Source organism: Bacteroidales bacterium (genome assembly GCA_035299085.1).
Lineage (GTDB): Bacteria > Bacteroidota > Bacteroidia > Bacteroidales > UBA10428 > UBA5072.
In genome coordinates this window covers 43,337-57,009 of the sequence record DATGXG010000031.1, presented here as the reverse complement: position 1 = coordinate 57,009, position 13,673 = coordinate 43,337, and the positions used below count along the sequence as shown (strand labels likewise).

11 protein-coding genes are annotated in these 13,673 nt (G+C 42.4%); 1 reads left to right on the top strand and 10 read right to left on the bottom strand.

Annotated elements, in window-relative coordinates; all coding sequences use genetic code 11:
- Positions 1 to 16 precede the first annotated feature (16 nt).
- Positions 17 to 988 (top strand): DUF6427 family protein, encoded by a 972-nt coding sequence (locus VK179_10110; GenBank protein ID HLO59086.1) that lies wholly within the window; start codon positions 17 to 19, stop codon positions 986 to 988.
- 140 nt (positions 989 to 1,128) lie between these two features.
- Here the strand turns inward: VK179_10110 and VK179_10105 are convergent, their stop codons facing one another.
- The 10 genes from VK179_10105 to VK179_10060 form a co-directional block, all read right to left on the bottom strand.
- Positions 1,129 to 1,569 carry a hypothetical protein gene (locus VK179_10105; protein ID HLO59085.1) on the bottom strand — a complete coding sequence of 147 codons (441 nt, stop codon included), beginning with the start codon at positions 1,567 to 1,569 and terminating at the stop codon, positions 1,129 to 1,131.
- A gap of 2 nt (positions 1,570 to 1,571) precedes the next feature.
- On the bottom strand, positions 1,572 to 2,474 hold the full coding sequence (locus tag VK179_10100; GenBank protein HLO59084.1) for a hypothetical protein: 903 nt from the start codon (positions 2,472 to 2,474) through the stop codon (positions 1,572 to 1,574).
- Between the two features lie 65 nt (positions 2,475 to 2,539).
- A complete protein-coding gene (locus VK179_10095) occupies positions 2,540 to 5,626 on the bottom strand; it encodes an ATP-binding cassette domain-containing protein (GenBank protein ID HLO59083.1) in 3,087 nt (1,028 codons plus the stop codon).
- Between the two features lie 44 nt (positions 5,627 to 5,670).
- Positions 5,671 to 6,045, bottom strand: coding sequence for a DUF1987 domain-containing protein (locus tag VK179_10090; GenBank protein HLO59082.1), 375 nt, complete (start codon positions 6,043 to 6,045; stop codon positions 5,671 to 5,673).
- Positions 6,046 to 6,062: 17 nt separating this feature from the next.
- Complete coding sequence (locus VK179_10085; protein HLO59081.1) at positions 6,063 to 6,644, bottom strand: SiaB family protein kinase; 582 nt, start codon at positions 6,642 to 6,644, stop codon at positions 6,063 to 6,065.
- A 27-nt stretch (positions 6,645 to 6,671) separates the two neighbouring features.
- Entirely contained in the window at positions 6,672 to 9,293 is a 2,622-nt protein-coding gene (locus VK179_10080; GenBank protein ID HLO59080.1) for a PAS domain S-box protein, read from the bottom strand.
- A 4-nt stretch (positions 9,294 to 9,297) separates the two neighbouring features.
- Complete coding sequence (locus VK179_10075; protein HLO59079.1) at positions 9,298 to 10,083, bottom strand: GAF domain-containing protein; 786 nt, start codon at positions 10,081 to 10,083, stop codon at positions 9,298 to 9,300.
- A gap of 4 nt (positions 10,084 to 10,087) precedes the next feature.
- Positions 10,088 to 10,651 (bottom strand): chemotaxis protein CheB, encoded by a 564-nt coding sequence (locus tag VK179_10070; GenBank protein HLO59078.1) that lies wholly within the window; start codon positions 10,649 to 10,651, stop codon positions 10,088 to 10,090.
- Complete coding sequence (locus VK179_10065) at positions 10,648 to 11,472, bottom strand: CheR family methyltransferase (protein ID HLO59077.1); 825 nt, start codon at positions 11,470 to 11,472, stop codon at positions 10,648 to 10,650. The genes VK179_10070 and VK179_10065 overlap by 4 nt, the downstream gene beginning before the upstream one ends.
- Entirely contained in the window at positions 11,450 to 13,609 is a 2,160-nt protein-coding gene (locus VK179_10060) for a GAF domain-containing protein (protein HLO59076.1), read from the bottom strand. Before VK179_10060 ends, VK179_10065 begins: the two co-directional genes overlap by 23 nt.
- Positions 13,610 to 13,673 lie beyond the last annotated feature (64 nt).

Genomic DNA, 13,673 nt, shown 5'->3' with positions numbered 1-13,673 from the left:
TGTTGAATCCATACTCATGTTATTAAAATACGTCAACAGCAACCGGATAACAGTAATTGTTCTTTTCCTGCTGGTCCCATTATTGTACTGGATCCCTTCTTTGGTGCATCTGACGCCGCTTGAACCCGCCGCCAACGATGTTACCTTCGGAAAGTGGATTTCAGTCTTTAGTTATAAATACAGCGGATTAGCTTCATTCATTGCCCTGCTGCTGTTGATCGTTAATGGTTATTTGCTGCTTCAGCTGAACACCGTACACTTCTTTATACCTTACCGTACACAGCTCCCGCTATTCTTTTACCTGCTGCTTACGCTTAGTATAAACCAGCTTCATCAGCTCACCCCGGCGCTTGTGGCATCCACGTTGATCATCCTGATGTTTTACAGGATCTTCCATGCTTATAAAACCGAAGGGATTTCACTCAACTTTGTAGATGCCGGACTGCTCATTTCTTTGGCCAGTTTGTTTTATTTCCCGGCCATATTCTTCTTTCCCGCCTTATTGACAGGGCTTGTTATAATGAGGCCTTTTATTTGGAGAGAATGGGTATTTGCCATTATCGGCCTGCTGATCCCATATGGAATTGTTTTTTCGGGTTATTACCTGCTTGACATCCCGGGAAGTGAGTTATTCAGGGGCATGGAAAACACTTTTACTCATGTATCACGATCGCTCAGGTTAAGCCAGGTCGTTAACTGGTCCTATATCCTTTTATTTACACTGATTGGCAGCTACTATATGTCAAAAGCGATCGACAGCATGAAGATCCATGCGCGGGTATTCTTCGAAATGTTTCTCGTATTTTTCCTTTTTTCGGTGCTGATATTCCTGTTGGTTCCCGGTTCAGGTATGCCAATGGTATACTTCGTGGCCATACCGCTTTCGTACTTATTCAGTCACTATTTCATTAAATGTGAAAGGAACTGGATTAACGAACTGTTCCTGGATGTGTTCCTGCTGCTGTTTATCTGGCAGAGAATAATGTAGTTTGAAATCGTTTGAAATCGTTTGAAATCGTTTGAAATCGTTGACTCATTTTAAACTTCTTTTTCAAACTCTTCTTCAAACTCTTTCAAACCTCTTTTTCAAACAGCGAAGCGATCAAACAGCGAAGCGATCAAACGGATTTAAAGCTTTTTCACGTACGACATAATCCCCACGCCCTTCCCGGCTTTGCCTTCCTTGAAGGAAATAAACACATGGTAAACGCCGGTTTTCTGGCATTTAAAATCGAAGGAAGGGTAATCCTTCCCTGTTGCTGAAATAAAAGTGGATCCCAGCAGGGTATTCAGATCAAAAAGCTGAAGAACGGCATCTCCTTCAGAATCAGGTGCTGTGCAAATTGAAAAACGATATACAATGCTTTTATTGAGCAGAAGGGCAAAACGGGCAGTCTGGGGTGCTCCGCCGGGTGCGCTGGCATCTAAATTCACGACAAAATCCTTCAGATACATGACATCACCGGCATTGCCTGCGCATTGGGCTGTAAGCTGCGAGATATCCTGTGATTTCAGAAAAGCACAGCCCAGGAATGTAAATGCGACCAATAGCGTGACAAACTTCTTCATATCTATAAACTTATAAGCTGGTTACGAACTTGTTCAGTAGTATTAATGATGTTGGTCAGAAGTTCAGGTGAAATTTCAACAATGCTCTCATCACCACCTACAATCGTAAGCATTCCGTCAACTTCAACCATTTTAGGTTCACCCTTCTTGGTATAGATGGTAACCGAATTAAACAGGTTCTTAAGCTGGCCAAGCTGTTCAACTAATTGAGCATATTGCTTGTCTTTCGTGTATTTATCAAGAATGAGCAGAAGCTGATCGAGAGTAAGTTTCTGTTCACCGATTCTTTCTGACAGCGCTTTGTTAGGCGTTGCCTTATAAACCTGCGTTCCCAGGTAAAGACCTTCGATCCATACACCGGTAACCATAAGGGCGCTCAGGTTGGTACGGTTATTTGAATGGAGGTATTTATCCATCTGGTTAAAACTATGAACGGATATATACATCAGCGAATCAAGGTTCTTACTGTTGGTTGCCAGCCTTTTCAATGTACTGAAATCAAAGAACTGTCCTACCTTAATGGCATCGGAAAGAGTTTTGATAGCCGACAGATAGTCGACAACAGCCGATGTTTTGTTGTACATGTTCAGATAACCGAGGTCAGCCGCATAAATGCCAAGGTTGAGCGACTGCTGAAAGGAGGTTGTGAGATCCCCAACCCTTTCGGTAGTGGATATGTATTTATTCGAATAGGGCACTCCCAGGTCCTTTATCATAGCCGCCATTTCAACAGGTGAGGATATGTTCTGAACGATATCCTGCATAACTTCTTCGGATATCTCAACTCCGGCGTTTAATACCGAATCAGGGATTTCACCGGAAACGTTATCACTTTTGCCACCCGATTTACATGATCCGGCCAGGAAGGCCAGGATTATCAATATAGACGTGACTGATTTGGGCATAGCACTAAAATGTTTATTTAATAAAATCGGTTAATAGACGTATATTTTCTTTGTTGATCAGAAAATCAACTTTTCTTCTTGAAACGTTCACTGAAATTAATAAGTTTCAATAACCACTCATAATATAATGCAACATATAGAATAATTGTCAACAACCAAATGAAAACCATGTTATACCAGTAGGTGTCATAGGTTTTTCCCAAAAATGGTTTTTCAGGCGAGTAAAAGTGAGTCCGTAAGGTAAATATGTCTTTTACATAGGGCTCCTGGTAGATAGGATCGTAATGCTGAACAAGGCGGTGATCGTATTCAAGAATTTTATTTTTTTCAAATACTTTACGCACGATATCTGACACCCCTTCATTATTGTAATCATCCCTTAGTTTATCCCAGGCGTCGGGGTCTTTATCAAGGAAGAAATTGAAATAGTTATCCTTTTGCTTGCTGACGCGTTCAAACCGTTTGCCATAATAGGTATCAAGCGCATTGAAATAGGCGGATAACTCTTCCGATGTCTGCGCATCGAATTTGCCGGGTACAAGGCTTTCCGGGTGTGCGAATGGTTTTACATCAGTGTTTGTCAGCGCTTCCCTTGTCACCTCATTGGCAATCACCAGCAGATCACCGGCCGACATGGAAATCGTACGGGTATTATTCAGTTCGTTATTGATTCGCTCAAGCCGTTCGGTTAATTCAGGAAGCCAGTATACCTTTTTGAAATCACTGTGACTTTCTTCTTTTTCTATATTGTACAGCTTATCTTTCATGAACCTGTTGTCCTTGAACTGATGCACCATCAGGGCTTCATACGACCATTTGGTTACCATGAATTCAGCCAACACGGGCGTTTTATCCACCCGGCTTAAGTTGCGGTTCAGTTTGTCAAAACTAAACATGGCTCCGCTCAGTATCATCATGGGAATCATCACAAGCGGGATGAGGATGTAAATGGTTACGGCTGAATTAAAGGAGGCTGAAATATTCAATCCAAGGATATTCGCAAATGCGGCGGTCGAGAAAAGCGAAAACCAATATACAAAAGACATATCACGGATACCCAGGATGGAATTCGCTACAAATACAAAGAGTAAGGCCTGGATTGCCGAAATGGTAAAAAGTATGATTACTTTTGAAATGAGGTAACTCGACCGGCTAAGGTTCAGGAATCGCTCACGCTTCAGGATTTTACGATCGCGGAATATTTCTTCGGCACTTACTGTTAGTCCAAGGAAAAGGGCTACAATCAAAGCCATGAAAATATAAATCGGAATATTTTCATTCACTCTGAATATATAATGCTTTGAATTAGGATCTTCAATATACCGGATAATATAGGACAGAATGAATCCCAGGACAGGTGCTTCAAGCAGGCTCAGTGCCACATATTGTGTATTGCTGATCTTTGAAAAGAAATCCCTTGTGGTGTAGATCTTCAATTGCCTGAACCATCCGGGGATTCTTAAATTCACAGGAGGTGAATCCTCACCGGCTTTAAGTTCGCTGTAAGGGATCAGATCTTTATAATGATCATGCCATTGTTCGGGTGTTACCTTCCGGTTATCGGTATAATTACCGAATTCGTCCACCACCCGTGCTTCAATGATGTTGAAGATCAGTTCGGGATTCACATTTCCGCACGACTGGCATTCACCCACATCGCTGTTGATCTGTGCATCAAGGCGTTTGAAATACATCACACCTTCAACCGGGTTACCGTAGTAAATCAGGTAACCGCCTGTATCCAGGATGATCATCTTGTCAAACATCTTATAAATTTCAGAAGAAGGCTGATGGATAACGACAAAGATCAACTTTCCCTTTAGTGCCAGTTCCCTCAGCAGGTCCATTACGTTTTCCGAATCACGCGATGAGAGTCCCGATGTGGGTTCATCCACAAACAGGATTGCCGGCTCACGGATCAATTCAAGGGCAATGTTCAGTCGTTTCCGCTGGCCGCCACTGATTGTCTTTTTAAGCGGAGATCCTACCTTAAGGTCTTTGCGGTCAAACAGGCCCAGGTTTTGCAGCGTTTTGTTTACAAGGGCATCAATTTCCTCATCGGTTTTGTCTTTGAAACAAAGTTTGGCATTGTAATACAAATTTTCATAAACTGTGAGTTCCTCAATCAGGAGGTCATCCTGTGGAACCAGTCCGATAACGCCTTCGAGCTTGCTGCGTTCTGTATGAAGGTTAATGTTATTGATCAGCACTTCTCCTTTTGAAGGGGCTTCCACTCCGCATAACACGTTAAGGAGGGTTGTTTTTCCGGCCCCGCTGGCACCCATAATGCCAATGAGACGTCCATGAGTTTCAGAGAAGTTAATATCTTTTATACCAATGTTTCCATTGGTAAACCTGTATTCTATGTCACGGGCAATATACGATATCTGGCTGGCAACAGTGTCGGCCATAAAATGTGCCACCACATCACTGTAATAAACCGGTGCGCTTTTGGGTAATTTGACTGTGCTGCCGTTGGCAAAGAGGTAAATCCTGTCGGTGCGGATGGGTAATCCGTTCAGGAACAGATCTTCATCGCCGTCATATTTCAAAAAATAAAGATCAACGCTATTGATTTTAAGAACAAAGATGTCACCATGGAGATTCTTTGTTTTTAAAATCTTGGCGGAATTAGGAGGGTTTTCATTCCGGTCGTTAATGACCAGCATGTTGGGATTATCGAGCTGGTGGATTTCGTTGCTGATTACAAAGGATTCAATGGAGGTAAATTCTTCCTTATCCACTTTAAATACTTCAGCAACCGTATTAATGATCTGCATTCGCTGATCAGTGAATTTCCGGTCGGCGTTAACAATTTCGAATAACCTGACAAGAACAACAACTTTTTGTTTCTGGGTAAGGGTTTTATTAATTTTCTTGCATAAGCCCAGTATTCTTACCGAGTCTTTAACAGAGGTAAGTTTACGGGTTGTCTTTTCTTCCTTTTCTTCCTTTTCTTCTTCCTCACCTTCTGACTTTTCAAGGCCGCTATATTGCCTGAAAAGTAAAAAGTACTCTTTTACCTTTTCATCATTTAGCTGCTGTTGCAGGAATGTACGGACATACTCCATCTGGGTAGTCTCAACACCTTCATCCTGTTTTGCAATAATTGCAAACAGTTGCATCAGCGCTTTGAGAATCTCTTCACTCATTCAGATAGGCTTTGAAAAATGAAAATGCGAGGGGTCAGCCTTTATTAATAGGGAACCTGTTCGAAGGGTACGTCAACAATATCGGAATATTCTTCACCGGCTTCAGCCATATCCTCATCGTCTTCGGGGTAGTGCCATTTAATAAGGACTTCCTGGCCTTTTTCGTGCATTTCCTCGAGCTTCATAAGAATATCGAGCAATAATTTGGAGGATGCCGTATTGAAATAGGTTAATTTGAAATTGAAAACAGTTTTGCTGTTCGGGTTTTCAGCATATTCATTGAGCCAGTTGAGAACAGGCTCGTAGAAAGCGCTTACATCTTCGGGTAATGAGCGGCCGCTGATCTCAAAGATTTCATTATCGGCGTCCAGCATTATTTTAGGAGTGTCTTCAGTACCTTGAATTTTGATCGTTTCCATATGTTTAATAAATTTTTTTAGATTTCAGATCTTGAAATAGTGGAAGTCAGCAGGAAAAATGAGGTGTCATCGGAAATGGGCAGGAAATGGTATTCCAGTTCCTTATTTGTTTTTCTTTTGATATCGATAAATCCAAGACCGGCACCACCTTTTTCCGAAAGGCGTCCTTCTTTCATCTGCTTTTTATATAATTCCTTGAGCTCCTCTTTATCCATCCGGTTAATATTTTCAAGCAGTTCGGTAAGATACTCGATTTTGTCATTTTCAACAGCGTTGCCGGTTGTGACTGAGTATTCATTTTCACCTTTGCTTACAAGGAAAATTCCTCTTCCTGAGAACAGGTAATCATTGGAAGTAAAATCATCAGCATGTTTACTGATATTCTGAAGGCATTCTACCATTACATGGAAAACCTTGCGCTGAACTGAATTCGGCTCATCTTCCTTTGACATGTTGGATTCGGTGAGAGATGTAAATGCCTTGGTGATCTGGTGTGTAATTTCACCTTCATACACTAAGGTGATCTCATGGGCTTTCATCGATTTGTAAAACTCATAAACAAACTCCAGAAAACCTTTCACATCTTTTTTGTTGTCCATTGTTGTTTGGTTTAATATACAATATTACTAAAATTCAATTCCAATCAGTAAAACATCATCTATTTGTTTTCCATCCCCCCTCCAGCGTTCAAAGTCCTCCGAAAACAGCCCGCTGTATTTTTCAATCGGCAAATATTTGTTTTCAAGGATCAGGTCACGGATTCTTTTCGGCGAATACTTCTTTTCTTCTGGTCCGCCAAGCTGGTCGGGAAGTCCGTCGGAGAAGAAAAAGAACTTATCGCCGCGTTTGAATTTAATCGAGTAGTTGGTGAATTTCTCTTCTTCTTTTTTCCTGTGAGGGATACCTCCGATTGCTTTCCTGTCGCCTTTGTATTCAAGCAGTTCTCCGTCCCTGAGTTGGTAAAGCGGCCTGTGAGCACCGGCAAACTGCAGTTCTTTATCCTTATGATTTATTTTGCAGAATGCAATATCCATTCCATCGCGGGCTTCCGCTTCTTCAGTATCCTGTTTGAGGGTTTTACGGACTCCGAAATGGAGTAAATCGCAGACATCTGCTGCTGTCATGCTCCTGTCATGGTCAACAATATTATTCAGCAGGAAGTAGCCGACAAACGACAGCAGGGCACCCGGCACACCGTGGCCCGTGCAATCCACGACGGCTATGTATATCTCATCACCTCTCTGGAAGAACCATGGGAAGTCGCCGCTGACCACATCCCTGGGTTTATAGTAAATGAATGATTTCGGAAGGTATTCACGAACCGAGCGGATATCAGGAAGAATAGAACTCTGGATACGCTGGGCGTAATTAATTGAATCCTCGATCTTATGGTTTTTATCCTGGATCTCAAGTTCAATCTGTTTAGCTTCTGTAATATCATGGCCCACGAAAAGGATAGTCTCCAGCTCATTTTCATTAAACTCGGGAATAGCTGCAAAGCTCATGATCCTGTCGGTTTTTACCCCTTCAATTGTGGCAGGAACTGTAATTTCAGCTGAAGTTTTGTTGGGATAGGCCTTGATATTCTCAATGGTTTCACGGAAATACTGATGTAATACTTCCGAAAGATGAAGTTCACCGAGCGTTTTGTTGATCAGGTCTTTCGGGTCAATATTCATGAAGTTCGAAACAACCGGGTTGGCATAGAAGAACTGACCGGTAAGGTTTAATCGGATGATCAGGTCAAGCGAATTTTCAGAAAGGGCCTGCATTTTGCTCTTCAGCCTTTCTTCCCGCTCTGCCCGCTTTCTTTCGGTTATATCGGTTGAATTCAGAATGATTCCTTCAATGGCAGAATCAGTCAAAAGATTACGGCCTGTGGCTTCAAGGAATATCTTCTGGCCGTTCTTTTTCATATAAGTATACTGTATGGTCACCGGTTCATCGGGATTGGCCAGCAGCTGCTTGAACATATTACGCATGCTGGTTTCGCCTTTACGGGTAAGCCTGTCAATATCTTTGCCGTGCATCATTTCTTCAGGAGTGAAGCCAAGAATTTTGATAACTGACGGACTTTCATATTTCATTACCATGTTTTCATCATAAATGGCAATGATCTCGGATGCATTTTCAAGAAGGGAATACTGTCGTTTCTGGGCATTTTCAACTTCGAGGATCTTGGCTTCAAGGTGCTCATTTGACCGTTTAAGCTCTTCCTGTGTAGCCCTCATTTCTTCAGCATTCTGGCGGAGTTCCTCCTCGTTTTCCTGCAGCTCAAGAGTCATCTGTTGCGATTCGACAAGCAGTTTTGCGGTTCTTTCACTGATCTTAAGGTTGAACAGCGTGCGTGCAATAATTTCGCCGAGTTCCTTAAGCAACCGGATTGTAATTTCAGGGATCTGCTTTTCAAGTGAAGCAAATTCAATAACACCCTGGAGCTTTTCTTCGGTGATCAGTGGAACAAGCAGAAGGCTTCTTGGCTTCTGGTCGCCCAATATGCCCGATGTAACTGATACATAATCATCGGGTATCTCGGTGCGATAAATATAATCCATTTCATAAGCACACTGTCCAATTAAACCGTATCCCAGCTTATATTCAGATGTGCTGTACTTTTTGCGGTTGTAGGCATAAGTGGCGGCAGTGTTCAATGATTTCCTGTCGTCATCAAACAGGTATATTGCGCCCTGTATGAGGTTTGTGTATTTCACAAGCGCCTGTATAACCTGACTCGACAACTCATCAATATTATTATACTGCCTGAGAATGTGAGATATGGTCTCCTTTCCTTCGGCTATCCATGTTTGCTCTGATTCTTTTCTTGAATTCTGCACCAGGTTGTCGCGCATGAGCAGAAGCGATTCTGCCAGGATATCGTGATCCGTTTCGATTGAAAGATTCGATTTGTAGTTTCCCTCGCCTATTTTTTTGGCGAATTCGGCCATCGCATTCATTCTTACATCACGTTCCCTGATTTTATCCTGGAATTCGTTAAAGGTTTTAATTCTGAGCCTGTCAATCAGGTAGGCTCCGAGAACAAAAACAACAGGGGCAAAATCAATAAGATATAAAACCGGGTTTTGTTTATGTATTTGCCCGATGCCGGGGAATGAAACATTAACCCTGTCGCGTATGAACTCAATAGTCCAGGCGATTACCGGGAAAGCGAATCCTATCAGCAGGGCAGTGATAAAGGATTCAGACTTTACAATATCAGCCAGTATATTATGTCTGTTTTCTTCCTTCATGCTGTCAGGCGGTAATGAATTTGTTCAGTTTAGGGCCCACTTCAGTTAAAATATTTTCCAGAATGGTTGTGGTAGTAGCATCCGGTTTGGTGAAAGCCGCCAGTTCAAGCACGCCTATGCTTTCATTTTCATTTACAATGGGCGCCAGGATAAGAAATCCCGGTTGTGAGTTTCCCAGTCCGGAAGCGACAGTAAAATAGTTTTCCGGGATATCGTAAAGTACCGTTATGCTTTTATTCTGTGCTGCCTGACCGGGCAAGGTCTCGCCTTCAGCGAAAGGTTCGGGTTGTCTTTCGGTAAGCGCGTAGTTTCCTGCCGGCTTGAATACTTTTTCCTTTTTGTCCCTGATATACACAACACCCTGCACAAATCCCATTTCCCTTGAAAGCGAACTGAGTAATTTATTGCAAAGAGAGTTTTCATTTCTCGTTCCGTTAACACCGGACAGTACGGCATCTACTTTAAGTCTCAGATCCGTTTCCTGCACGTGCTTTTCATCTTCTTCTTTCCTTTTTCGTTCGATTTCCTGCAGCACTTCAGTCCGGCCCTGTTCATGAGCCTGTTTTACGGCGTTTTCATAGGCTGCCGCATCGGCACTTTTAAAGGCCATGAAGAAAAGGAAGGCACCTGCAAAAAGCACGAAAATCATAAACACAACAACCCAACCTTCATGCTTCGCTTCAGTTGTAAGGAGCGAATTCCAGAGGGCAGCCATTGAAAGCAGCCACGTTACACCCAGCACAACTGCTGTTGCAATGCTCAGAGACCTGTATTTGCTAAGGTTTGTCATTGGCTTATCTTAGCTTTTTTAGATAACTAATGATTTGATCTGTGGTATATACGAAATCCACTTTCGTAAGTTGCAGGGCTGATTGTGTCATTGTTTTAACTTCACATTCCTCAGGATCCTGAACAATGGCAACGCCTCCGTTATCATGAACTCTTTTAAGTCCGGCAGCACCGTCTTTATTGGCTCCTGAAAGAATGATGCCAATGAGTTTTTCACGATAGGCATTTGCTGCTGTCATAAACGAAAGGTCGATTGAAGGGCGGCTGTGATTCACAGTCTCTTCGGTTGACAGGGCAATCCGGTTGGCGAGTTCAACATACATATGATAGTTGGCCGGTGCCAGGTAAGCTTTTCCCGGCTTCATGGTTTCCTTGTCGTAAGGTTCTTCAACAGGAATATTCGATTTGAGAGAAAGGGCTTCAACAAAACCTGAACGTACATGTTTCAACCGGTGAAGGCAAAGCAGTACAGGCAATGGAAAATCCTTGGGTATTGAATTCAGGATCCGGGTTATCACCTGGAAGCTGCCTGCTGAACCGCCTATTATAACTGCCTTGTAGTTTGTCATAATTTTTTCCTGTACACACTTTCCGATTCATTCACCATCTCAAAATCTCTTGTGGCGCTCATTCCTGTAATTTTTTCTCTTATGCCCAGCACAAGGTGGCCCGATACAGACATTGCCCTGTACAAAACCTGGAGGACGAAATCCTGCCGGTTTGGGTTGCAGTATATCAGGTTATTCCTGAAAAGCACAAGCTTTACATTCGAAGGGGCATTATCAAAATTCAGATTTACTTTTCTGAATTCGATATTTGAAATGAGTGCGGAATTCCTGATGATATAATCTCTCTCGATCCTGTAATAGGCCGACAGGTCCTTTGATCCGTTGAAGCGTTTGTAATTTTCCTGTGATACTTCCACTTTTTTGAGATCATAATGACCGTCCTTAATAATGGAAAGGCTTTTTTCACTGAATGAGGTGGCAATGATCTGCACCTTGTCGTTATAACCCGATTCGGATAACAATACAGCCAATGAAAACAGCTCGGCGCCTGACACGCAAACGGGAATCCATATTTTAAGCTTACCAGGTGTTTTATCAATATGATTGGGGAAAAAGTCTTCCCTAAGCCATCTCCACAACGACGGATCCCTGAAAATTTCAGTGGAAGGGACAGACAATTCATGGAGAAAAATATCGAAAAAGCTCTTGTCGTCCTGTATTTTCCTGATAAATCCTTCAATCGAACCAATAAGGAATAGCTTCATTATCCTCTCCAGCCGCTGCTTGTAAGAAGTCAATGCATGGTTCGAAAAATCATAATCGTACAACGATTTTATGACCTTATTGATTTCACGTATATCAACTATTCCCAATTCGGTCATCGGAAATGAAATTTATATATTTTACAGTTACATTATTGCGATTCGTTACAGGCACAAAATGCTCGAGGATACCAAATGAATTTTTACCAATATGGATGGTTTCGGTAATTTTGTACAGGCCGTTTTTCTGCAATTCTTTCCAGAAACCGTTTTCAGTTGAAACAGTTCCTCCGAAAATATCCTGGTGAGTGCGCCCGATGATCTGATCCGGTTCTTTCCCAAGGAAAAGACATAACTTCTGGTTTGCACTGCTTATTTTACCATCAAGCCCGTATTCTGCCACCATCAGTGAATTGCCGATGGCTTCTGCAATGCCCCTTAATTCTTCCTCGCGCCGGGCCGACTCTTCCTGGGTGGCTTTAAGCTCTTCCATGTTCTGACGCATTTCTTCTTCCTGCTCTGCCATTTCAAGAGCCTGTTGCTGAGAGCGGGTCAGAAGTTCCGAAGTACGCTGGTTATTTCGCGTATTTACAAGCGTAGAACCAAGAGAAAGGGCGACTTCTTTTGCAAAGTCGATTTCATATTGTTTGAACAGGTTCAATGAAGCAATTTCGATCACTCCCAGGATTTCATTTTCATGCAAAACCGGTACAAGCAGAAGATTATTCGGCGGTGTGTCACCCAGTCCTGAAGTAATTGTAATATATCCTGCAGGGATCTCGGTAAAGTTCATGTATTGTTTTTCCTTCGCACAGGTGCCGATAAGTCCTTCACCGAGCTTTACTGTTTGCTGCAGGTATTTCTTACGGTTATAGGCAAATGCTGAGATCATTGTCAGCACCGGGTTTCCGCGTTCCGAATCGTCATAGATAAAAAATCCGCCCTGCAGGGCATTGAGGTATTTTACGATTTCACGGATAAACGCATCGCCAAGTGAGTTGATATCATTGTTTTTAGAGCGCAGCAAATCGGCAAACTTTGCCAGACCTTCATTCATATACCGTCTGACAAGGTTATCCTGCTCATTCTTTTCCTGTTTTCGTTTTGTTTCAGCTATCTTTTGCTGAAGACCGGTAAGTTCGCGGCCCAGCAGGTCATTTTCACCTGCCAGTTTAAGTTCTTCATCTAGCCTGTCTTCGTTGAGCGCACGGGTGAAATTGAATTTATCCGCCAGGTGGCTGACATGCTTTTTAAGACCTTCCTTTATAATCAGCATATCAGCAAGGTTTCCCACTGCAAAATCCTGGTCGGGAAATTCTCCTGCAGATATTTTCTGAGTAAAGAACGCAATTTTTTTCAACGGGTCTACAAGAGAAAATACATTGAGGAACAGGTAGATGAACAGCGAAACAATCAGGAGGGTCATCACATACCTTGAGATGGTCCAGATCAGCCTGACTTTTTGAACGTGAGTTGCAGCAACCGATTGCAAACCGGTGAAAGCAGAAGGGAGCCTGTTGAGTGACCTTTCAAGATCAGGAATAATGCCTGTTCCTGCATTATGTCCCATTCTTTTTTCAATGGATATCAGGTTGCCTGTGTAGTTAATGTAAGTGTCCAGATCGCCTGAAATGGCCTGAACCTTGTCTCCTTCTGTTGTTTTTATTTCCTGGGCAGCAAGTAGAATATCTTCGAGGGATTTGATGTTGCGGTCGAGCAGGTAATCGCTTTCAAGCACTTTGATACGTTCGGTTTTTGTCTGAATTTTCTGATCGGCTGAAGTATTGAAAGCCGAACTCAACTGTAACCACTTATTAACGAGCCCCGTTCCTTTATTTCCCCGTTCCTTTACAATCAGCATCATATTGGCAAGGTCGGCTTCATAGGTTTTAACCGCGGATGAAAATTCATTCAGCTGCCCTGAGGCTTTTCTTACAATGTGCTTGCTATGGCTTAAAGTCCGGATATTTGTATTTATTGAATTAATGACCTGCCTGACTTCTTTTTCCGTTCCACTTTCATCAATGGTGAAGAGGTTGTCCTCACGGTCGGTACTTAAAATATACCGGGCATGCAAGGCTGTGAGGCGGGTAACCTGTTTGTCAATTTCCTCCAACCGGTTAATCTGATCATTTGCTTTATTTACGGGCATACGGAACAACCAGTTCACAAGCAATATAAGGGCTGCAAACAAAACAAACCAAAAGCTCAGAAAAACTTTGTTTTTTAGTGATGAATCCGAATCTTTTTTACTCATTTTTTCAGTTTTTGAAAAAATAAACTTTTGGTATTCAAGTTAATAAAAATAATTTACCCCTGTC

Excerpts from the sequence above, each read along its gene's own strand:
- VK179_10110 (HLO59086.1), top strand. The coding sequence starts at position 17 with ATGTTATTAAAATACGTCAACAGCAACCGGATAACAGTAATTGTTCTT.
- VK179_10105 (HLO59085.1), bottom strand. The coding sequence starts at position 1,569 with ATGAAGAAGTTTGTCACGCTATTGGTCGCATTTACATTCCTGGGCTGT.
- VK179_10100 (HLO59084.1), bottom strand. The coding sequence starts at position 2,474 with ATGCCCAAATCAGTCACGTCTATATTGATAATCCTGGCCTTCCTGGCC.
- VK179_10095 (HLO59083.1), bottom strand. The coding sequence starts at position 5,626 with ATGAGTGAAGAGATTCTCAAAGCGCTGATGCAACTGTTTGCAATTATT.
- VK179_10090 (HLO59082.1), bottom strand. The coding sequence starts at position 6,045 with ATGGAAACGATCAAAATTCAAGGTACTGAAGACACTCCTAAAATAATG.
- VK179_10085 (HLO59081.1), bottom strand. The coding sequence starts at position 6,644 with ATGGACAACAAAAAAGATGTGAAAGGTTTTCTGGAGTTTGTTTATGAG.
- VK179_10080 (HLO59080.1), bottom strand. The coding sequence starts at position 9,293 with ATGAAGGAAGAAAACAGACATAATATACTGGCTGATATTGTAAAGTCT.
- VK179_10075 (HLO59079.1), bottom strand. The coding sequence starts at position 10,083 with ATGACAAACCTTAGCAAATACAGGTCTCTGAGCATTGCAACAGCAGTT.
- VK179_10070 (HLO59078.1), bottom strand. The coding sequence starts at position 10,651 with ATGACAAACTACAAGGCAGTTATAATAGGCGGTTCAGCAGGCAGCTTC.
- VK179_10065 (HLO59077.1), bottom strand. The coding sequence starts at position 11,472 with ATGACCGAATTGGGAATAGTTGATATACGTGAAATCAATAAGGTCATA.
- VK179_10060 (HLO59076.1), bottom strand. The coding sequence starts at position 13,609 with ATGAGTAAAAAAGATTCGGATTCATCACTAAAAAACAAAGTTTTTCTG.